This is a genomic window from Enterobacter cloacae complex sp. P27C, assembly GCF_014895705.1.
In the GTDB taxonomy this organism is placed as follows: domain Bacteria; phylum Pseudomonadota; class Gammaproteobacteria; order Enterobacterales; family Enterobacteriaceae; genus Enterobacter; species Enterobacter bugandensis.
Genome location: NZ_JADBQB010000004.1, coordinates 522,139 through 542,318, shown reverse-complemented (window position 1 = coordinate 542,318; position 20,180 = coordinate 522,139). Strand labels below are relative to the sequence as shown.

The 20,180-nt window shown below is 55.4% G+C and carries 20 protein-coding genes; 8 read left to right on the top strand and 12 right to left on the bottom strand.

The annotated features are described in order from the left end of the window. Positions 1-369: 369 nt before the first annotated feature. The gene (gmhB, locus tag IM291_RS11195) at positions 370-936 is read right to left on the bottom strand and encodes a D-glycero-beta-D-manno-heptose 1,7-bisphosphate 7-phosphatase (protein ID WP_028015601.1); all 567 of its coding nucleotides are present in this window, start codon (positions 934-936) and stop codon (positions 370-372) included. Positions 937-1,124: 188 nt separating this feature from the next. On the opposite strand from gmhB, the gene metN reads away from it, so the two are divergent. From metN to proS, 6 genes are all read left to right on the top strand, one after another. Next, positions 1,125-2,156, top strand: a complete 1,032-nt coding sequence (gene metN / locus IM291_RS11190; protein WP_028015600.1) for a methionine ABC transporter ATP-binding protein MetN — start codon at positions 1,125-1,127, stop codon at positions 2,154-2,156. Beyond that, positions 2,149-2,802, top strand: coding sequence for a methionine ABC transporter permease MetI (locus tag IM291_RS11185; protein ID WP_003856130.1), 654 nt, complete (start codon positions 2,149-2,151; stop codon positions 2,800-2,802). The genes metN and IM291_RS11185 overlap by 8 nt, the downstream gene beginning before the upstream one ends. Before the next feature lie 40 nt (positions 2,803-2,842). Further along, positions 2,843-3,658, top strand: coding sequence for a methionine ABC transporter substrate-binding lipoprotein MetQ (gene metQ / locus IM291_RS11180; protein WP_014168729.1), 816 nt, complete (start codon positions 2,843-2,845; stop codon positions 3,656-3,658). Positions 3,659-3,764: 106 nt separating this feature from the next. Then, positions 3,765-4,169 carry an Rcs stress response system protein RcsF gene (rcsF, locus tag IM291_RS11175; protein ID WP_008501883.1) on the top strand — a complete coding sequence of 135 codons (405 nt, stop codon included), beginning with the start codon at positions 3,765-3,767 and terminating at the stop codon, positions 4,167-4,169. Further along, entirely contained in the window at positions 4,166-4,873 is a 708-nt protein-coding gene (gene tsaA / locus IM291_RS11170) for a tRNA (N6-threonylcarbamoyladenosine(37)-N6)-methyltransferase TrmO (protein WP_136343985.1), read from the top strand. Before rcsF ends, tsaA begins: the two co-directional genes overlap by 4 nt. Positions 4,874-4,985: 112 nt before the next feature. After that, positions 4,986-6,704 (top strand): proline--tRNA ligase, encoded by a 1,719-nt coding sequence (proS, locus tag IM291_RS11165; protein ID WP_028015597.1) that lies wholly within the window; start codon positions 4,986-4,988, stop codon positions 6,702-6,704. 47 nt (positions 6,705-6,751) lie between these two features. Here proS and nlpE read toward each other — a convergent pair whose 3' ends face one another. Genes nlpE through IM291_RS11150 form a run of 3 tightly spaced genes read right to left on the bottom strand, consistent with a single transcriptional unit; the run spans position 6,752 to position 8,449 of the window. Next, entirely contained in the window at positions 6,752-7,450 is a 699-nt protein-coding gene (nlpE, locus tag IM291_RS11160; RefSeq protein WP_192986860.1) for an envelope stress response activation lipoprotein NlpE, read from the bottom strand. A gap of 34 nt (positions 7,451-7,484) precedes the next feature. After that, a complete protein-coding gene (arfB, locus tag IM291_RS11155; protein WP_028015595.1) occupies positions 7,485-7,907 on the bottom strand; it encodes an alternative ribosome rescue aminoacyl-tRNA hydrolase ArfB in 423 nt (140 codons plus the stop codon). Further along, positions 7,904-8,449, bottom strand: coding sequence for a YaeQ family protein (locus IM291_RS11150; protein WP_192986858.1), 546 nt, complete (start codon positions 8,447-8,449; stop codon positions 7,904-7,906). Before IM291_RS11150 ends, arfB begins: the two co-directional genes overlap by 4 nt. A gap of 196 nt (positions 8,450-8,645) precedes the next feature. On the opposite strand from IM291_RS11150, the gene IM291_RS11145 reads away from it, so the two are divergent. Both IM291_RS11145 and rof read left to right on the top strand, forming a co-directional pair. Then, the gene (locus IM291_RS11145; protein WP_008501889.1) at positions 8,646-8,846 is read left to right on the top strand and encodes a YaeP family protein; all 201 of its coding nucleotides are present in this window, start codon (positions 8,646-8,648) and stop codon (positions 8,844-8,846) included. Next, positions 8,833-9,093 (top strand): Rho-binding antiterminator, encoded by a 261-nt coding sequence (gene rof, locus IM291_RS11140; RefSeq protein ID WP_028015593.1) that lies wholly within the window; start codon positions 8,833-8,835, stop codon positions 9,091-9,093. The genes IM291_RS11145 and rof overlap by 14 nt, the downstream gene beginning before the upstream one ends. A 28-nt stretch (positions 9,094-9,121) precedes the next feature. Here the strand turns inward: rof and tilS are convergent, their stop codons facing one another. The 8 genes from tilS to lpxA all read right to left on the bottom strand — a co-directional run bounded on the left by tilS (position 9,122) and on the right by lpxA (position 20,180). Continuing rightward, on the bottom strand, positions 9,122-10,411 hold the full coding sequence (gene tilS / locus IM291_RS11135; protein ID WP_192986856.1) for a tRNA lysidine(34) synthetase TilS: 1,290 nt from the start codon (positions 10,409-10,411) through the stop codon (positions 9,122-9,124). 58 nt (positions 10,412-10,469) lie between these two features. Further along, complete coding sequence (locus IM291_RS11130; RefSeq protein WP_028015591.1) at positions 10,470-10,859, bottom strand: VOC family protein; 390 nt, start codon at positions 10,857-10,859, stop codon at positions 10,470-10,472. Between the two features lie 65 nt (positions 10,860-10,924). Then, positions 10,925-13,057, bottom strand: coding sequence for a lysine decarboxylase LdcC (locus IM291_RS11125; RefSeq protein WP_048960343.1), 2,133 nt, complete (start codon positions 13,055-13,057; stop codon positions 10,925-10,927). Positions 13,058-13,157: 100 nt separating this feature from the next. After that, on the bottom strand, positions 13,158-14,117 hold the full coding sequence (accA, locus tag IM291_RS11120) for an acetyl-CoA carboxylase carboxyl transferase subunit alpha (RefSeq protein ID WP_013095666.1): 960 nt from the start codon (positions 14,115-14,117) through the stop codon (positions 13,158-13,160). Positions 14,118-14,129: 12 nt separating this feature from the next. Beyond that, positions 14,130-17,612 carry a DNA polymerase III subunit alpha gene (dnaE, locus tag IM291_RS11115; protein ID WP_041911187.1) on the bottom strand — a complete coding sequence of 1,161 codons (3,483 nt, stop codon included), beginning with the start codon at positions 17,610-17,612 and terminating at the stop codon, positions 14,130-14,132. Between the two features lie 38 nt (positions 17,613-17,650). Continuing rightward, on the bottom strand, positions 17,651-18,247 hold the full coding sequence (gene rnhB / locus IM291_RS11110; protein ID WP_028015588.1) for a ribonuclease HII: 597 nt from the start codon (positions 18,245-18,247) through the stop codon (positions 17,651-17,653). Continuing rightward, positions 18,244-19,392, bottom strand: coding sequence for a lipid-A-disaccharide synthase (gene lpxB / locus IM291_RS11105; protein WP_041911188.1), 1,149 nt, complete (start codon positions 19,390-19,392; stop codon positions 18,244-18,246). Before lpxB ends, rnhB begins: the two co-directional genes overlap by 4 nt. Further along, positions 19,392-20,180: an acyl-ACP--UDP-N-acetylglucosamine O-acyltransferase gene (gene lpxA, locus IM291_RS11100; protein WP_063440167.1), complete on the bottom strand. Its 789-nt coding sequence runs from the start codon at positions 20,178-20,180 to the stop codon at positions 19,392-19,394. Before lpxA ends, lpxB begins: the two co-directional genes overlap by 1 nt.

Genomic DNA, 20,180 nt, shown 5'->3' with positions numbered 1-20,180 from the left:
TAAGTTTGATGCTCGTGAATTAAACTTCGTAATGAATTACGTATGTTCACTCAGAGACTTGGTATTCATTTTTCGTCCGAGGACGTTAAGAATCCATGTCACTTTGAGTGCCCACACAGATTGTCTGATAAATTGTTAAAGAGCAGTGCAACGCGGCTTTCGCTCACCGTTGCGAGGTGGCGTATATTACGCTTTCCTCTTTCAGAGTCAACCCGTTATTTCAGGATTTTTTCTCTTCAACCGACCGGGTTAACTGTGAAGTGATTCACATCCGCCGTGTCGATGGAGGCGCATTATAGGGAGCTGCCGAGGAATGACAAGCGGAAATATGCATTTTTATTTCGACCGCTCACCTTTTCGCCAAAAAGGCTATTTCTGATGCTTTTTTATCTCTTTTGGCAGCTCTGCCAGACTATTAATCACCCAATCCGCTGCACTTTCTGCTTCTGGCGTTACGGGCTTACCGGTACGCACTAATATTTTGGTACCCACTCCCGCCGCTGCGGCCGCCTGCATATCTTCCAGCTTATCGCCCACCATATAAGAAGCAGCCATATCAATGTGCAAGAACTCCTGCGCTGAGTTAAACATGCCCGGATGCGGTTTACGGCAGTCGCAGGTCTGACGATACTCTTCTACCGTTCCCTGCGGGTGGTGCGGGCAGTAGTAAATGCCATCAAGATCGACCCCGCGATCGGCCAGCGACCAGTCCATCCATTCCGTCAGCGTCTCAAACTGCGCTTCGGTGAACTTACCGCGCGCGATGCCGGACTGGTTCGTTACGACCACCAGCGCATAGCCCATCTCTTTTAGCTGGCGCATTGCCTCTATAACGCCGTCGATAAATTCGAATTCATCGATCTCATGCACATAACCGTGATCCACATTAATAGTGCCATCACGGTCGAGAAAAATTGCGGGTACTGATTTTGCCACCGGTTTGCTCCTGAAAAAGGCCTGTTGAGCTAGTATCTCATGAATCGCAGCGCAATAAAGTGCTCATCGTACAGAGTTGGATTGATTTAGACGTCTGGATGCCTTAACATCCGTTTTGTTTACGGTCATCACCCGTATCTGGCAGAAGAAAATGCCACGGCTAACTTACATACGATAAAAATAATCTAATGATTAAACTTTCCAATATCACCAAAGTGTTCCAGCAGGGGAACCGAACCATTCAGGCGCTGAACAACGTCAGCCTGCATGTTCCTGCTGGTCAAATTTATGGCGTCATTGGCGCATCGGGTGCGGGTAAAAGCACGCTGATCCGTTGTGTTAACCTGCTTGAGCGCCCAACCCAGGGCAGCGTAGAAGTTGGCGGTCAGGAACTTACCGCCCTTTCAGAAAAAGAACTCACCAAAGCGCGCCGTCAAATTGGCATGATCTTCCAGCACTTTAACCTGCTGGCTTCCCGCACGGTGTTCGGCAACGTCGCCTTACCGCTGGAGCTGGATAACACGCCGAAAGAAGAAGTGAAGCGTCGCGTTACCGAACTGCTCGACCTCGTGGGTCTGGGTGATAAGCATGATAGCTACCCGGCAAATCTTTCCGGTGGGCAGAAGCAGCGTGTTGCTATTGCCCGCGCGCTGGCCAGCAACCCAAAAGTACTGCTGTGCGACGAAGCTACCAGCGCACTGGATCCGGCCACCACGCGTTCTATTCTGGAACTGCTGAAGGACATTAACCGTCGCCTGGGCCTGACGATCCTCCTTATTACGCACGAGATGGACGTGGTGAAACGCATCTGCGACTGCGTGGCGGTCATTAGCAACGGTGAACTGATCGAGCAGGACACGGTAAGCGAAGTGTTTTCCCATCCGAAAACGCCGCTGGCGCAGCAGTTTATTCAGTCCACGCTGCATCTGGATATTCCAGAAGATTATCTGGAGCGTTTGAAAACCGAGGCAACGGCGGACAGCGTCCCGATGTTGCGTATGGAATTCACCGGTCAGTCCGTTGATGCCCCTCTGCTTTCCGAAACCGCACGTCGCTTTAACGTGAACAACAACATTATTAGCGCGCAGATGGATTACGCCGGTGGCGTGAAGTTCGGCATCATGCTGACGGAAATGCACGGCACTCAAGAAGAAACCCAGGCCGCAATCGCCTGGCTGCAAGAACATCATGTAAAAGTAGAGGTACTGGGTTATGTCTGAGCCGATGATGTGGCTACTGGTTCGCGGCGTTTGGGAAACGCTGGCAATGACCTTTGTATCGGGTTTCTTTGGTTTTGTGATTGGCCTGCCGGTAGGCGTACTGCTGTACGTGACGCGTCCGGGTCAAATCATTGAGAACGCGAAGCTCTACCGTACGCTCTCCGCGCTGGTGAATATCTTCCGCTCCATCCCGTTTATTATTCTGCTGGTGTGGATGATTCCGTTTACCCGGGTGATCGTCGGCACATCGATTGGTCTGCAGGCGGCTATCGTTCCGCTGACCGTAGGCGCTGCGCCGTTTATCGCCCGTATGGTGGAGAACGCCCTGCTGGAGATCCCAACCGGTTTGATTGAAGCTTCTCGTGCAATGGGGGCAACACCTATGCAGATCGTCCGCAAGGTTCTGCTGCCTGAAGCACTGCCGGGCCTGGTGAACGCGGCAACGATTACGCTTATTACTCTGGTAGGGTATTCCGCGATGGGCGGTGCAGTTGGCGCTGGCGGTTTAGGACAGATTGGTTATCAGTACGGCTATATTGGATATAACGCTACCGTGATGAATACCGTTCTGGTATTGCTGGTTGTTCTGGTTTACTTAATCCAGTTCTCTGGCGATCGCATCGTCCGGGCTGTTACTCACAAATAACGTTACACACAACACAAACTCGACGAGTTAAGGATAAAACATGGCGTTTAAATTAAAGACCTTTGCAGCAGTAGGCGCGCTGATTGGCTCTCTGGCACTGGTGGGTTGCGGTCAGGACGAAAAAGATCCAAACCATATTAAAGTGGGCGTTATCGTAGGTGCAGAACAGCAGGTTGCTGAAGTTGCTCAGAAAGTGGCGAAAGAAAAATACGGTCTGGACGTTGAGCTCGTAACCTTCAACGATTACGTTCTGCCGAACGAAGCGCTGAGCAAAGGCGATATCGACGCCAACGCCTTCCAGCATAAGCCATACCTGGATCAGCAGATCAAAGATCGCGGCTATAAGCTGGTTGGCGTGGGTAACACCTTCGTCTACCCGATTGCAGGCTACTCCAAGAAAATTAAATCGCTGGACGAACTGCAGCCGGGTTCTCAGGTAGCCGTGCCTAACGATCCAACCAACCTCGGACGCTCCCTGCTGCTGCTGCAGAAAGTGGGCCTGATCAAACTGAAAGACGGCGTTGGCCTGCTGCCAACCGTTCTGGATGTCACCGAGAACCCGAAAAATCTGAAAATTGTTGAACTGGAAGCACCGCAGCTGCCGCGTTCTCTGGACGATGCGCAGATTGCCCTGGCCGTTATCAACACCACTTACGCCAGCCAGATTGGCCTGACGCCAGCGAAAGACGGTATCTTCGTTGAAGATAAAGACTCTCCGTACGTTAACCTGATCGTGACTCGCGAAGATAACAAAGACGCGGAAAACGTGAAGAAGTTCGTCCAGGCCTATCAGTCAGACGAAGTTTACCAGGAAGCCAACAAAGTGTTTAACGGCGGCGCTGTTAAAGGCTGGTAATCTCACCTCAGTGTAATATCATCAGGACGGGCTTATGCCCGTCTTGTCATTTGTGCAGTCACCTGATTCAATATCTGACGTTTTGATTATCCATTGAGGAATTATTATGCGTGCTTTACCGATCTGTCTTTTAGCACTCATGCTGAGCGGCTGTTCTATGCTAAGCAGATCTCCTGTTGAACCCGTTCAAAGCACGGCAACCCCGCCAAAAACAGAGCCTGCAAAACCGAAAGTGGTTCGCCCTGCGCCGGTTCGCATTATCACCAAGGCTGACGAACTGGTCGGCAAACCGTTCCGTGAACTGGGTGAAGTGAGCGGTGAATCCTGTCAGGCAACCAATCAGGACTCTCCACCGAATATCCCGACTGCGCGTAAACGCATGCAGATTAACGCCGCAAAAATGAAAGCTAACGCGGTGCTGCTGCACAGCTGCGAAGTCACCAGCGGCACGCCGGGCTGCTACCGTCAGGCGGTTTGCATCGGTTCTGCGCTGAACATTACGGCGAAATGAGTGCATTTCAGTTTGAGCAAATAGGCGTTATCCACTCTCCGTATAAAGAGAAGTTCGCCGTGCCCCGCCAGCCCGGTCTGGTCACCAGCGGCAGCGGCGAGCTTCATCTTCAGGCACCTTATAACCAGGCCGATGCGGTACGCGGGCTCGAGTCTTTCAGTCACTTATGGGTGGTATTTGTTTTTCACCAGACAATGGAAGGCGGCTGGCGTCCCACCGTGCGTCCCCCGCGCCTGGGCGGAAATGCGAGAATGGGCGTGTTTGCGACTCGTTCGACCTTCCGCCCCAATCCGATCGGGATGTCGCTGGTTGAACTGAAAGGCATACGTTGCCAGAAGGATCAGGTCATCCTTGAGCTGGGCAGCCTGGACCTGGTTGACGGCACGCCGGTTATCGACATTAAACCCTATTTGCCTTTCGCCGAATCCCTCCCGGATGCGCGCGCAAGCTACGCTCAGGACGCACCGCAGGCGGATATGCCAGTCTCGTTTACGCCTGAGATAGCCTTACAGCTGAGTCAGCTGGAGAAACGCTATCCTCGCTTACGGCATTTCATCACTGAAGTTCTGGCACAGGACCCCCGTCCGGCCTACCGTAAAGAAGAGGAAGCAGGAAAGACGTACGCCGTCTGGCTGCTGGATTTTAACGTGCGCTGGCGCGTCACTGGGGCAGGTTTCGAAGTGTTTGCCCTTGAACCCAGGTAATTTTGTTCTCCTCTCTTTTGGCATCTTTGCCACACTGGTAAACTAAACCACTTTTTTTGTGTCAGGCTGGCGTTTCAGCCTGTTCCAATCGTCGAAATGGAACCGTAACAACATGCGTACTAGCCAATATCTGCTCTCCACTCTGAAGGAGACACCTGCCGACGCCGAAGTGATCAGCCATCAGCTGATGCTGCGCGCCGGGATGATCCGCAAGCTGGCCTCCGGGTTATACACCTGGCTGCCGACCGGCGTGCGCGTCCTGAAAAAAGTCGAAAACATCGTGCGTGAAGAGATGAACAACGCCGGTGCTATCGAGGTGTCCATGCCCGTGGTTCAGCCCGCTGACCTGTGGCAGGAGAGCGGTCGTTGGGAGCAATATGGCCCAGAACTGCTGCGCTTCGTCGATCGCGGCGAGCGTCCGTTCGTTCTCGGTCCAACGCATGAAGAAGTCATTACCGATCTGATTCGTAACGAGCTGAGCTCTTACAAACAGCTGCCGCTGAACTTCTTCCAGATCCAGACCAAGTTCCGTGACGAAGTGCGCCCACGTTTCGGCGTGATGCGCTCTCGCGAATTCCTGATGAAAGATGCCTACTCTTTCCATACGTCACAGGAATCGCTGCAAGAGACCTACGACAAAATGTACGAGGCTTACAGCAAAATCTTCTCCCGCATGGGTCTGGATTTCCGCGCTGTGCAGGCTGATACCGGCTCCATCGGCGGTAGCGCGTCCCATGAATTCCAGGTTCTGGCGCAGAGCGGTGAAGACGATGTGATCTTCTCTGACTCTTCAGACTACGCGGCAAACATCGAATTTGCAGAAGCGCTGGCACCAAAAGAACCTCGCGGCGCGGCAACGCAAGAGATGACGCTGGTTGATACGCCAAATGCGAAAACCATCGCCGAGCTGGTTGAGCAGTTCAGTCTGCCAGTCGAAAAAACCGTGAAAACGCTGCTGGTGAAATCCACCGAAGGCAGCGCTTACCCGCTGGTTGCCCTGCTGGTGCGTGGCGATCATGAACTGAACGAAGTGAAAGCCGAAAAGCTGCCGCAGGTCGCCAGCCCGCTGACGTTCGCCACGGAAGCGGAAATCCGCGCCGTCGTGAATGCCGGCCCAGGCTCTCTCGGTCCGGTGAATATGCCGGTTCCTGTCGTTATTGACCGCACGGTTGCTGCAATGAGCGACTTCTCCGCGGGTGCTAACATCGACGGTAAACATTACTTCGGCATTAACTGGGATCGCGACGTGGCGACGCCAGAAGTGGCAGACATCCGTAACGTGGTTGCAGGCGACCCAAGCCCGGACGGCCAGGGTACGCTGATGATCAAGCGCGGTATCGAAGTGGGCCACATCTTCCAGCTGGGTGATAAATACTCTCGTGCGCTGAACGCCGCCGTTCAGGGTGAAGATGGCCGTAACCAGATCCTGACCATGGGCTGCTACGGTATCGGGGTAACGCGCGTGGTGGCTGCGGCCATCGAGCAGAACTACGACGAGCGCGGCATCGTCTGGCCGGACAACATCGCGCCGTTCCAGGTGGCCATTCTGCCAATGAACATGCACAAGTCTTACCGCGTGCAGGAGCTGGCCGAGAAGCTGTACGCCGAGCTGCGCGCTCAGGGTATCGAAGTGCTGATGGATGACCGTAAAGAGCGTCCGGGCGTGATGTTTGCCGATATGGAACTGATCGGTATCCCGCACACCGTCGTCATCGGCGACCGTAACCTCGACAGCGATGAGATTGAATACAAATACCGTCGCAGCGGCGAAAAACAGATGATCAAGACCGGCGATATTCTTGATTACCTGGTGAAAGCCATCAAAGGCTAAACAAAAAACCCCGCTCTGGCGGGGTTTTTTAATGGCTCAACGTCAATTTACTTACTGTTACAGTCTTTACCCGCGACAAACTTCGCGTCTTTATCTGCCACCAGCGTTTTCACCATCTCCCCGCTATCCGGGTTTGGCTCCAGCGTAAAGTGGCCATCAACCGTCAGCAATACCGGCTTGCTGTCATTGCCGCGCGCCACGGCGTAATCACGTTCAAGCTGCGCATTGTTTGCCACGCTGACTTTCTTACCGGTAGCGCAGTCGGTAAAGATCGCCGCATCCGCCATATAGAAATACATCCCCCGCATCGCCATTGGCGTGGCTGGCAGCGCCGCTTTCACCGGCGTCAGCGTGTAGTTGAGCTGGGATTCAATCGGATTGCCTTCCCGGTCGAGCATTTCCATGTTCTCACCTTTAGGGCGGAACCAGGTTTTGTCACCGGAGGTATCCGTCAGGACCAGCTTCTCCGCCGTACGCGCCCATGTCCCGTAGGTGGCAAATGAAGAGGGTTCTTTCGCGCCCTGGTAGCGCTGGTTCATCACCCAGGTACCGTCTTTTTGCAGGAACAGTGACGTTTCAATGCCTTCGCAGTCCGCGCAAGGCAATACGCCGAGCCAGCTCTGCTGCATTGGCTTTAACTCTTCATTCTGCGCTGGCTGCAAAACCTGCGTTTCAGAACGGTTGTTACACCCGAAAAGCGCAAACAATGTACTCACTGCCAGCGCTGAAAATAATGCTTTTTTCACAATGAATTCCTTATGAAAATTGTGTTCCCTTTCGTCACTCCATCGGGCGACGAACTTTACCGCGTAATGCTTTCACTGTGGATTTTTGGGCTTTCGAGGACAGCCGACGCTCTTTCGATGCGCGGGTTGGCCGTGTTGCCCGGCGGCTTTTTTGTACTGCCGTTAACTCTTTGATGACCGCCACCAGCCTGGCTAGCGCCGCTTCCCGGTTTAATTCCTGGCTGCGGTACTCCTGGGCTTTGATCACAATCACGCCATCGCTGGTGATCAAGTGATGGCTGGCGGCAAGCAGGCTTTCTTTATAATACTCTGGCAGGCTTGAGGCCCGAATGTCAAAACGCAAATGGATAGCCGTCGACGCCTTGTTGACGTGCTGCCCGCCCGCGCCCTGAGCACGGATGGCGGCGATCTCCAGCTCGCTATCAGGGATACTGACGCTTCGGGACAAGACGATCATGGCGCAGGCTGCCAGGCTGTCAGATGAATTTCCAGATTATTCTGAGAATCAGAAAGCCAGACGGCTCCGTCCTGAATCGTTGCCTGCAGCGCCATCGTCCGGCTGGCGAACTCGCTCAGCTGCGCCAGCTGTTCATCATCCAGATACCAGACGGCGAGATTTTTAAACTGCGCGCATTTATTCTTATTTTGCTGCCACCAAATCTCCGCCGCGCGCTGGTTATAGGCGAATAACGCCACTTCCGCAGACTGAGTACACGCCTTTTTAATCCTGCGCTCATCCGGCAGACCGAGTTCAATCCATAAATCGATCCCCAGATGGTCGTTGCGCAGCCAGGCTTCAGGCTCGTCTTCCGCGCTTAACCCACGGGTAAACTGCAGACGTTCATCAGCATACTTAATCCACGCCAGCAGGCGCAGCATCATACGCTCCTGTGTTTCGGAGGGGTGGCGTGCCAGCGTAAGCGACGCGTCCAGAAACTGGTTGCGATCAAGATCGGCCACGTTGACCACTGCTTTATAAATTGTCGCTTTCAGCGCCATGAGAGAACTCCATTCGAATCAGCCGCACATTGTAGCGAAAAAGGAGGCAAAAGGCTGTTACGGAGTAATAAATACACCGCTATCAAGGCGCTGATATTGCTTAGATGAGTATGGTATAGTCACCTTGCTAAACCGAGTTTATCTTCGTAGGCTTAATGATATCTCACAGTAAGTCAGTGCGCTGGCGGGAGGGGATGTGAATAATTATTGTGAGTTAATTCGCAAACGGTATGCGGAAATCGCCAGCGGAGATCTGGGGTATGTCCCGGACGCGTTGGGCTGTGTATTGAAGGTGCTTAATGAAGTGGCCTCTGATGAGAGCCTTTCAGAGTCGGTCAGGGAAAAAGCAGCGTATGCTGCGGCGAATTTACTGGTGAGCGATTATGTCGATGAATGATACTTATCAACCCATCAATTGTGATGACTATGACAACCTCGAACTCGCCTGCCAGCATCATTTAATACTGACGCTGGAGCTAAAAGATGGCGAAGTGTTGAAGGCGAAGGCCAGCGATCTGCTTTCTCGCAAGAATGTGGAATACCTGGTCGTGGAAGATGCCGGTGCGACGCGCGAGCTGCGTCTGGACAAAATAGCCAGCTTCAGCCACCCGCAAATCGGCACCGTCGTGGTGAGCGAATCCTGATGACACTGACGGGCAGCCGGGCTGCCCGTTACGCTTTCCGCCACTCGAAGCTGGCCCCCTCTTCTGTCCACCCCTCTTCCGTGATGAACACCCCTGCAGCAGCAATCAGCGTTTCACCGTAGAACAGCAGCGGCGTGGTGTCGCGCAGCCACGGCGGCACGTTGTACTCCTGCCATATCTTTTTCAGCTTCCGTCCCCCGTTGCGTCCGACGATATGCAGCAAGCCGCCAGCCTTAAAGCGCACGCTGACGGGTTCTCCGGGTTTTGGCAGACGCACATGACCAGTCGGCATCAGAGAGACACTCCCCGCGTCCCGGGGCAATATCAGCGGTGCCTCTGGGGAGGTCCAGTGAAGCACCACATCGGTCAGCGAGGGGGAGTATTTTACCCACCAGAGTTTGCCTTTATAACGTCTGACCTCATATCCACTCAGGTGTACGCAGGGGGAAGCATCTTCCCGCGCCTGCGCGACTTCGTCCCAGATACGGCTCAGCATTGCCCGCGACGGCATCGCAGCATGATGAGTGGCGAGCCAGCGACGTAACAGCGCGGCCCGACGCGCCTGGCTTATCGCCTCCAGAGGTGCAATTGCCAGCGCTCCGTCTTCTGAAATGAGGTCAGCCAGCTCCTCGCTGAGTAACTCATCCAGCAGGCTTTCCTGTTCGGCACACAGCATGGCGCTTCTTGCCGTCGCGTCGGCGAAATGCGGCCAGCGCTCACTTAAAAGCGGGAGGACGCACAGACGCAGGAAGTTACGATCGTAGCTGTCGTCCTGGTTGCTCTCATCTTCTATCCAGCTCAGCTGATGTTCCCGCGCCCAGGCTTCCAGCGACGCGCGTGTCTCGCCAAGCAACGGACGCAGTAACGTTGTACCGGCAAACTCAGAACGCTCAGGCATGGCTGAAAGCCCTGCCGGTCCGCTGCCCCGCTTAAGCGCCAGCAGAAAGGTTTCACACTGATCGTCCAGGTGCTGGGCCGTGACCAGGGCTTCTCCTGTACGCAATGCCCCGGCAAAGGCGGCATAGCGAGCTTTACGCGCCTGCGCCTCAATACCCAATCCTTCATCAGCAAGCGTGACGCGCTCAACGATGAGCGGGATAGCCCACGCCTCACACAAGGCTTCACAGTGCGCCACCCAATCCTCTGCATGGCGGCTTAGTCCGTGGTGGATATGTATAGCCCGAAGCTGGACGCCAGGGTCCCGGTCACGCCAGAGCTTAAGGCGATGCAGCAACACGGTGGAATCCAGGCCACCGCTAAACCCCACCAGCAGCTGGCGGTACGGTGAAACGGCTTGTGCGATAGCAGGTAAGGTCATAGGAAATTACACATAAAAAATGCCCGAACTGAGCGGGCATTATCACACAGGACAAACATTACTGCTGGTAAAGCTCCAGCGGCAGGCCGTCCGGATCGTTGAAAAAGGTGAAACGCTTATCGGTAAACGGATCGACGCGAATCGCCTCGCACGTCACGCCGTGCGCTTCCAGGTGTTTTACTGCGCTATCAAGGTCATCAACGCTGAAAGCCAGATGACGCAGTCCGCAGGCTTCCGGACGGGACGGACGCGAAGGCGGGAAAGGAAAAGAGAACAGCTCAATCACATACTGCCCGTTTAGCGCGAGATCGCCCTTCCAGGAGTCACGCTCCTCGCGGTAGGCCTCGCTCATGAGCGTAAAGCCAAGAATGTCGCAGTAGAAGGCCTTACTTTTCGCGTAATCGGTGGCGATGATCGCAATATGGTGAACCGCTTTTAAACCCAGCATAGCTTCTCCTTTTTATGATGCCTGAACGTTACAACCGAAAACCCACACCTGGCAAGCGGTCACCTTTATTTTAGGACTCGCACCCAGTAAACGCCGTTTTCGTCGCGCTTAGCGCCGTGAATATCCGTTTCAAAGCCTGGATAGTGACGTCCTACCGAACAGAGCATCAGCAGGAAATCGAGCACCGCCCGGCTCTCCTCGGTGATCATCTCACCCGGCATCAGCAGCGGCACGCCCGGCGGATACGGCAGGATCATGTTGGCCGATACCCGCCCGACCAGGTTTTCCAGCTCAACGGTTTCGACTTCGCCTTTCACCTGCCGCTGCCAGGCCTTGTGCGGCGTCAGCTTCATATCAGGCAGGACGTCAAACGCCTGGAGCATCAGGCGCGGCAGATCGTGCTGGCGGATCAGTCGGTGGATACCCTGAGCCAGATCCTGAATGCGCATGTTGCGGTAAAAGTCAGGATCTTCCGCGTAGAGATCCGGCAGCATGTTCTTCACCCGCAGGTTCAGATCGTAGGCGCGCTTGAACTCCATCAGCCCGCGGAGCAAACCCATCGCCCGTGTTTTATCGATCCCGATGCTGAACAGGAACAGCAGATTGTAAGGACCGGTCTTCTCCACCACCACGCCGCGCTCGTCAAGGAACTTCGCCACCAGCGCGGCGGGGATCCCCTCCTCGCCCATTACGCCCTGTTCGTCCATCCCCGGCGTCAGGATCGTCACCTTCACAGGATCGAGAAACATGTGGTCCGCATCGGCATCCCGGAAGCCGTGCCAGCTCTCTCCCGGCGCGACGGGCCAGCACTCCGCCTCGTCGATCTCTTCCGGCTGCCAGATATCGAAGAACCAGCCGTCGGCCTCATCCTTCAGCCGCTGGACCTCTTTACGGAAATGCAGCGCCCGTTCCACCGAGCGGTTAATCAGGCGTTTACCCGGATTGCCGCGCAGCATCGCCGCCGCCGTCTCGATAGAGGCCACCAGCGGATAGCTCGGTGAGGTGGTGGTGTGCATCATAAAGGCTTCATTAAACGTATCCTCGTCGTACTCGCCTTTAATATGGATTAACGAAGCCTGCGAAAACGCGGCCAGCATTTTGTGCGTCGACTGCGTTTCGAAAAAGACCTTGCCCGGCACGCGCTCGCCGCTCATCCCGCTTTTGCCCGAGTAAATCGGGTGGAAGTTGGTATAGGGCACCCACGCGGAATCGAAGTGGATCGACGGTACGTCCAGCGTCTGCTTGATCCAGTTCGTGTTATACAGCAGACCGTCATAGGTGGAGTTGGTGATTACCGCATGGACAGGCCAGCTTGCGTCGGGGATCGCCGCAACCTTACTTTCGATGGCCTGGTGCGTGAACTCCCGGCGCGGAATGCCGCCGAGGATACCGAGCGCGTTACGCGTGGGTGACAGCCAGATCGGGACGACGTCGCTCATCATCAGCAGGTGCGCCAGCGATTTATGGCAGTTACGGTCAATCAGCAACGTGCTTCCGGTTGGCGCGGCGTACATTCCGACGATTTTGTTCGAGGTCGAGGTGCCGTTGGTCACCATATAGCTCTGCTCGGCGCCAAAGGTGCGGGCGATATACTCTTCGGCTTCAAGATGTGGCCCGGTGTGATCCAGCAGAGAACCCAGTTCTGTCACTGAAATCGACACGTCTGCTTTCAGGGTGTTGCCGCCGAAGAAATCGTAGAACAGGCACCCCACCGGGCTTTTTTGATAGGCCGTTCCGGCCATGTGTCCCGGCGTACAGAAGGTGTATTTCCCCTCTTTCACATAGGTGAAAAGCGCACGCGTAAACGGCGGCGTGATGTTATCAAGGTATTCACCGGTGTACTGCTGAATGCGGGTCGCAATGTCCTCGGCCACGCCGAGCGCGTATTCGAAGAACCACAGCGCCATGCGCATATCGTGCGCGCTGACGTCCATGGTCGAATGAGTGTTGATAAAGGCGTAGAGCGGAAGGTATTCATTCAGCCTGTTGATCTCGCTGCACAGCTCCATGTCGTATTCGTCCCAGTCGAATATCACGCCACAGATGCGCGGATTATGTTCGATAAATTTCAGCAGATCGGCGCTGTTTTGCGGCCAGATTAGCTGATATCCGCGTGCTTTAAGGGCTTGCTCCAGCTCCTTGATGGGCTCGTCTTTATAAAAGACGCCGTGTGGCCCCATGATGGCAATGATGTTCATGGTTTACCTCCTTGAAAAACATCAGATAAGCATAGTTAAGGTAAACGGCAGGTATAAAAAAAGCCGCAACAATGTGCGGCTTTTCAGATAATTGTGAAGCTTACGCGTAACCGTAGGTCATCAAACGCTGGTAACGACGGTTGAGCAGGTCTTCTTTGCTCAGGACGTCCAGATCGGCCAGGTCGGCCAGCAGCTGTGCTTTCAGGGAAGCAGCCATCACTTCCGGCTTACGATGCGCGCCGCCCAGCGGTTCCGGGATAACGGTGTCGATCAGCTTCAGCTCTTTCAGACGCGGCGCAATGATGCCCATCGCTTCCGCGGCCAGCGGCGCTTTGTCGGCGCTTTTCCACAGAATGGACGCACAACCTTCCGGGGAGATAACGGAATAGGTGCTGTACTGCAGCATATTCACTTTATCGCCCACGCCAATCGCCAGCGCACCGCCGGAACCACCCTCACCGATAACGGTACAGATGACCGGAACCTTCAGGCGAGACATCTCGCGCAGGTTGCGTGCGATAGCTTCAGACTGGCCGCGCTCTTCCGCGCCTACGCCTGGGTATGCACCCGGGGTGTCGATGAAGGTGATGATTGGCATGTTGAAACGCTCAGCCATCTCCATCAGACGCAGGGCCTTACGATAGCCTTCTGGTGCTGGCATACCGAAGTTACGACGGATCTTCTCTTTGGTTTCACGGCCTTTCTGGTGACCAATGATCATCACCGGGCGTCCGTCCAGACGCGCGATACCGCCAACGATAGCTTTATCGTCAGCGTATGCGCGGTCGCCTGCCAGTTCGTCAAATTCGTCAAACGCCAGGCGGACATAATCCAGGGTGTACGGACGCTGTGGATGACGCGCCAGCTGCGCGATCTGCCATGCGCCGAGATCGGCAAAGATTTTGCGCGTCAGCTCTACGCTTTTTTCGCGCAGACGATGCACTTCTTCGTCGATGTTAATATCCAGTTTTTCATCCTGACGGCTTACCGCTGTCAGAGAATCGATTTTCGCTTCCAGCTCAGCAATCGGCTGTTCGAAATCAAGGAAATTCAGACTCATAGTATTCCTGTATTAGTCAAACTCCAGTTCCACCTGCTCCGAACCAATGAGGCCACGGAGATCGTTCAGTAAACGATCGCTCGGAGAGACACGCCACGTTGCACCAAAGCGCAACCGCGCACGTGCATCCGCCCTCTGATAGTAGAGATGTACTGGAATGGTCCCCGAGCGGTGGGGTTCCAGAGACTGACGGAGTCGGTTTAAAAGCTGGTCATCAATTTGCCTGTCCGTCAGCGAGATAGCAAGCCCGCGAGCATATTTTTCCCGGGCTTCGTCAATGTCCATCACTTCGCGGGCGGTCATTTTAAGCCCCCCGCTGAAGTCATCAAAGCTGACCTGTCCGCTGACGATAAGTATGCGGTCTTTTTCCAGCAATTGCTGGTATTTATCCAGCGCGTCGGTGAACAGCATCACCTCCAGACGCCCGGAACGGTCATCTAACGTACAGATGCCGATACGATTGCCGCGCTTGGTGACCATTACCCTTGCAGCAATCACGAGCCCCGCAGCCGTGGTGATCTTACCACGTTCTGTCGGATGCATGTCTTTGAGCCTGTGGCCGCCGACATAGCGCTCAATTTCTTTAAGATACTGGTTGATCGGGTGACCCGTCAGGTACAGACCTAACGTTTCCCGCTCTCCATCCAGCACCACCTGTTCTGGCCACGGCTGGCAGTTGGAATAGGACTGCTCGATCTGCTCTGGCTCTTCCGCCAGCACGCCGAACATATCCGCCTGTCCAATGGCTTCCGCTTTTGCATGCTGATCTGCAGCTTTAAGCGCATCGCCGAGCGAGTTCATCAGCGCGGCACGGTGTGGCCCCAGCCTGTCAAACGCGCCAGACATGATCAGTTTTTCCAGCACGCGGCGGTTCAGTTTTTTGGTATCGGTACGGGCGCACAGATCGAACAGCTCACGGAAGTAGCCGCCGTTATTACGCGCTTCGATGATCGCCTCGATCGGCCCCTCACCCACGCCTTTTATCGCGCCGATCCCGTAGACGATCTCCCCGTCATCGTTAACGTGGAAATGGTACAGACCCGAGTTAATATCCGGCGGCAGGATCTTCAGCCCCATGCGCCAGCACTCGTCCACCAGGCCAACCACCTTTTCAGTGTTGTCCATATCGGCGGTCATTACCGCCGCCATAAACTCAGCGGGATAGTGGGCCTTGAGCCACAGCGTTTGATACGAAACCAAAGCATAGGCGGCGGAGTGAGATTTGTTAAATCCGTACCCGGCGAATTTCTCCACCAGGTCGAAGATTTTCATCGCCAGTTCGCCATCGACGCCGTTTTTCTTCGCCCCATCTTCAAAGATGGAGCGCTGCTTGGCCATCTCTTCCGGCTTTTTCTTACCCATCGCACGACGCAGCATGTCCGCGCCGCCAAGGGTATAGCCGGAAAGCACCTGGGCGATCTGCATGACCTGTTCCTGATACAGGATGATGCCGTAGGTCGGCTCCAGCACCGGTTTCAGGCTTTCATGCTGCCACTGCACGTCCGGGTAGGAAATCTCTTCGCGCCCGTGTTTACGGTCGATAAAGTTATCCACCATCCCTGACTGCAGCGGGCCCGGACGGAACAGGGCCACCAGCGCGATCATATCTTCGAAGCAGTCGGGCTGCAGGCGTTTAATCAGATCTTTCATGCCGCGGGATTCAAGCTGGAAGACGGCTGTCGTCTCCGAGCGCTGCAGCATGTCGAAACTTTTCTTGTCATCCAGCGGGATGGCCGCAATATCCAGCGGCGGCTCGCCGTTCTTCTCGCGGCGGGCGTTGATCATCTCCAGCGCCCAGTTGATGATGGTCAGCGTGCGCAGGCCGAGGAAGTCGAACTTCACCAGCCCGGCGTATTCCACGTCGTTTTTATCGAACTGGGTGACCGGGTGCTGGCCCGCTTCGTCACAGTAGAGCGGCGCAAAGTCGGTGATTTTGGTCGGGGCGATAACCACGCCCCCCGCATGCTTACCGGCGTTACGCGTCACGCCTTCCAGCTTGCGCGCCATGTCGATCAGCGCTTTTACCTCTTCATCAGCTTCGTAGATTTCCGGCAGCTGAGGTTCGGCTTCAAAGGCTTTTGCCAGCGTCATGCCCGGATCGGGCGGCACCAGCTTTGAAATACGATCGACAAAACCGTACGGGTGGCCCAGCACGCGGCCCACGTCGCGGATAACCGCTTTCGCCGCCATGGTACCGAAGGTAATGATCTGCGAAACCGCGTCACGACCGTACATATCGGCCACGTGCTCAATCACCTGGTCGCGTTTTTCCATGCAGAAGTCGACGTCGAAGTCGGGCATGGAAACACGTTCCGGGTTAAGGAAACGTTCGAACAGCAGGTCAAATTCCAGCGGATCGAGGTCGGTAATTTTCAGCGCATACGCCACCAGTGAGCCCGCACCCGAGCCACGGCCTGGACCTACCGGCACGCCGTTATCCTTCGACCACTGGATAAACTCCATTACAATCAGGAAGTAGCCCGGGAAGCCCATCTGGTTAATCACCTGGAGTTCAATATCCAGGCGTTCGTCATACTCCGGACGACGTTTTTTACGCTCTTCTTCATCCGGGAACAGGAATTCGAGACGCTCTTCCAGACCTTCTTTCGATTTCATGACCAGGAAATCTTCCGTGGTCATGTCCCCGGTCGGGAACTGCGGCAGGAAGTATTCGCCGAGGCGCACGGTCACGTTACAACGCTTGGCAATCTCTACGCTGTTTTCCAGCGCTTCCGGAATGTCAGAGAAGAGCTCGCACATCTCCTCTTCGCTGCGCATATACTGCTGCGATGAGTAGTTCCGCGGACGCTTTGGATCGTCGAGAGTGAAGCCATCGTGGATAGCGACACGAATTTCATGCGCGTCAAAATCGCCGGACTCCAGGAAACGCACGTCATTCGTTGCCACCACGGGCAAGCCGCGCTCTTCTGCCAGCGCGACAGCAGCGTGCAGATAGTTCTCTTCATCCTGGCGGCCGGTGCGAATCAGCTCCAGATAGTAACGATTCGGGAAGTACTCTTCATAGAACGAGACGCACTGATCCACCAGCGCGCTGTTACCGCGCAGCAGGGATTTACCGACATCGCCCATGCGGCCGCCGGAGATCAGCAGCAGCCCTTCGTTCAGCTCAGCCAGCCATTCCCTGTCAATCCACGGCCCCAGCGCCCCATAACCGCGCTGATAGGCTTTTGAGATAAGCAGAGTGAGGTTTTGGTAACCCGTATTGTTCATCGCCAACACGGAGATTTGCGTCAGTTCATCGCCGATGAGATCGCTCTGCACATGGAAATCCGCACCGACGATAGGCTTCATCCCCGCGCCATGCGCCGTCCCGTAGAACTTAACCAGGCCGCACAGGTTGGTAAAATCGGTGATCGCCAGCGCAGGCATGCCAAGCGAGGCCGCCTTTTTTACCAGCGGCCCGGTCTTTGCCAGCCCATCGATCATGGAGTAGTCGCTATGCACCCGCAGGTGTACGAAACGTGGTTCAGCCATCTTCAGATCCCGCGTTACTTAATTGCTTGCGTCTTGATTCAGGACACCAGTCCCAGCGCGCGCTTCACCGGGCCAAAGCTGCGCCGATGATGTTCAGTTGCGCCATGTTCAGCCAGCTTTTCCAGATGGAAAGCCGTTGGATATCCCTTATGCTGGGCGAAACCATACGCGGGATAAGTGAGGTCCAGCGCGGCCATTTCGGCGTCGCGCGTCACTTTGGCAATAATAGAAGCTGCACTGATCTCTGCGACGCGGCTGTCGCCTTTAACGACGGCCATCGAAGGCATCGGCAGCGCCGGGCAACGGTTACCGTCGATCAGCACATATTCAGGCACAACCTTCAGGCCAGCAACGGCTCGCTGCATTGCCAGCATCGTGGCGTGCAGAATATTCAGATCGTCGATTTCATTCGGCTCTGCGCGCCCGACGCTCCACGCCAGCGCCTTCTCTTTAATTTCATCGAACAGCGCCAGGCGGCGCTTCTCACTGAGTTTTTTTGAGTCGTTCAGACCCATAATCGGGCGCGTTGGATCGAGGATCACCGCCGCGGTCACCACGGCACCGACCAACGGGCCGCGCCCGACTTCATCCACTCCGGCAACGAGGTGCGTGTGGGGATAAGTAAATTCCATCATTTTGCTAACTCCAGCACTGCATCAGCCGCCTGCTCATCAGCATTACAGCGGATCTGCTGATGCAGTTCACGGAAAGTATCGTGCATCTGGTGGCTGGTCTTGCCGTTGGCCAGCAGCGGCAGCAGGGCATCCGCAAGCGCCTGCGGCTGGCACTCATCCTGCAACAGCTCTTTCACCAGCTCGCGTCCGGCAAGCAGGTTTGGCAGGGAGACATAATCCGTTTTCACCAGACGTTTTGCCAGCCAGAAGGTAAACGGCTTCATGCGATAACCGACCACCATCGGGCACTTCGCCAGCATACACTCCAGCGCTGCCGTGCCGGAAGCCAGCAGTGCGGCATCGCTTGCATACATGGCTTCCCGCCCTTTCCCGTCGAGAAGACGAACGTGAAGATCCGGGGCAACGTCGGCTTTGATACGCTCGAACTGCTCGCGGCGTTTGGCATTCACCAGCGGCACAACCACTTCAAGATCGGGCCAGGTCTGGCGAAGAATTTGCGCGGTCTTCAGGAAATCAGCGCTCAGCATCTCGACCTCTGCGCCACGGCTGCCCGGCAGCAGCGCCAGACAGTGCACATCATGCGGGATACCCAGCACGTCGCGCGCCGCGTTTTTATCCGGATCCAGCGGCATCGCATCCGCCATGGTATGACCGATAAAACGGCACGGAACATTAAATCTGTCATAAAACGCTTTTTCGAAAGGCAGGAAAGCCAGCACCAGGTTGGTGGACCGTCCGATTTTGAAAACGCGTTTCTGTCGCCACGCCCACACGGACGGACTGACATAGTGAATGGTTTTGATGCCCTGCTTTTTCAGATTACCTTCGAGGGTAATGTTGAAATCAGGTGCATCGATACCGACAAACACATCGGGTTTGAGTTCGGTAAAGCGGCGGGTGAGATCGGCACGAATATGCAGCAGGCGTCGCAGGCGCCCCAGCACCTCGACGATGCCCATCACGGCCAGCTCTTCCATTTCATACCAGGCTTCACAGCCTTCGGCCTGCATCAGCGGGCCAGCCACGCCAACAAAGCGAGCATTGGGTACGCGCGCCTTAAGCGCCCGGATGAGACCTGCACCAAGAATATCGCCGGAGGTTTCTCCGGCGACCAGGGCTATCGTAAGCGGACGACTGTCGACCATTAACGAATCAGACCCCTCGTGGAACGGTCAAAGAATTCAATGAACGCGTTCACTTCAGGATGCTTATTCGCCAGCTCGGCAATTTCCGGCTTCGCCTCTTCCAGCGTTTTACCGCTACGGTACAGCAGCTTGTACGCGTTGCGGATAGCAGTAATCGCTTCGCGGCTAAAGCCACGACGCTTGAGGCCTTCGATGTTCACGCCAAACGGCGTGGCATGGTTGCCCTGCGCAATCACATACGGCGGGACGTCCTGCGCCACACCGGAGCATCCGCCGACCATCACGTGTGCACCAATGATGCAGAACTGATGGACTGCGGTCATGCCGCCAATAATTGCGAAGTCATCAACCGATACGTGTCCTGCCAGCGTTGCGTTGTTGGCAAGAATACAGCGATCGCCCACGGTGCAGTCGTGCGCAATGTGCGCATTCACCATGAACAGGTTGTCGCTGCCCACCTTCGTCAACCCACCACCCTGCACTGTTCCACGATGAATGGTGACGCTTTCGCGAATACGGTTACGATCGCCAATTTCCAGACGGGTCGACTCACCAGCATATTTCAGATCCTGGTTAACTTCGCCGATGGAAGCGAACTGATAGATCTCGTTATTGCAGCCAATGGTCGTGTGACCATTCACGACAACGTGAGATTTCAGTACTGTACCCTCACCAATTTCGACATGGGGTCCAACAATACAGAACGGGCCAATGTGGACGTTTGCGCCAATGATGGCACCGGTTTCCACAATAGCGGTAGGATGAATAAAGGCGGATTTATCAATCAC

Coding starts and splice junctions, on each gene's coding strand:
- dnaE (WP_041911187.1), bottom strand. CDS start 17,612: ATGGCTGAACCACGTTTCGTACACCTGCGGGTGCATAGCGACTACTCC.
- rcsF (WP_008501883.1), top strand. CDS start 3,765: ATGCGTGCTTTACCGATCTGTCTTTTAGCACTCATGCTGAGCGGCTGT.
- IM291_RS11130 (WP_028015591.1), bottom strand. CDS start 10,859: ATGCTGGGTTTAAAAGCGGTTCACCATATTGCGATCATCGCCACCGAT.
- accA (WP_013095666.1), bottom strand. CDS start 14,117: ATGAGTCTGAATTTCCTTGATTTCGAACAGCCGATTGCTGAGCTGGAA.
- tsaA (WP_136343985.1), top strand. CDS start 4,166: ATGAGTGCATTTCAGTTTGAGCAAATAGGCGTTATCCACTCTCCGTAT.
- arfB (WP_028015595.1), bottom strand. CDS start 7,907: ATGATCGTCTTGTCCCGAAGCGTCAGTATCCCTGATAGCGAGCTGGAG.
- lpxB (WP_041911188.1), bottom strand. CDS start 19,392: ATGGTCGACAGTCGTCCGCTTACGATAGCCCTGGTCGCCGGAGAAACC.
- metN (WP_028015600.1), top strand. CDS start 1,125: ATGATTAAACTTTCCAATATCACCAAAGTGTTCCAGCAGGGGAACCGA.
- rnhB (WP_028015588.1), bottom strand. CDS start 18,247: ATGATGGAATTTACTTATCCCCACACGCACCTCGTTGCCGGAGTGGAT.
- IM291_RS11150 (WP_192986858.1), bottom strand. CDS start 8,449: ATGGCGCTGAAAGCGACAATTTATAAAGCAGTGGTCAACGTGGCCGAT.
- metQ (WP_014168729.1), top strand. CDS start 2,843: ATGGCGTTTAAATTAAAGACCTTTGCAGCAGTAGGCGCGCTGATTGGC.
- IM291_RS11185 (WP_003856130.1), top strand. CDS start 2,149: ATGTCTGAGCCGATGATGTGGCTACTGGTTCGCGGCGTTTGGGAAACG.
- proS (WP_028015597.1), top strand. CDS start 4,986: ATGCGTACTAGCCAATATCTGCTCTCCACTCTGAAGGAGACACCTGCC.
- rof (WP_028015593.1), top strand. CDS start 8,833: ATGTCGATGAATGATACTTATCAACCCATCAATTGTGATGACTATGAC.
- tilS (WP_192986856.1), bottom strand. CDS start 10,411: ATGACCTTACCTGCTATCGCACAAGCCGTTTCACCGTACCGCCAGCTG.
- IM291_RS11125 (WP_048960343.1), bottom strand. CDS start 13,057: ATGAACATCATTGCCATCATGGGGCCACACGGCGTCTTTTATAAAGAC.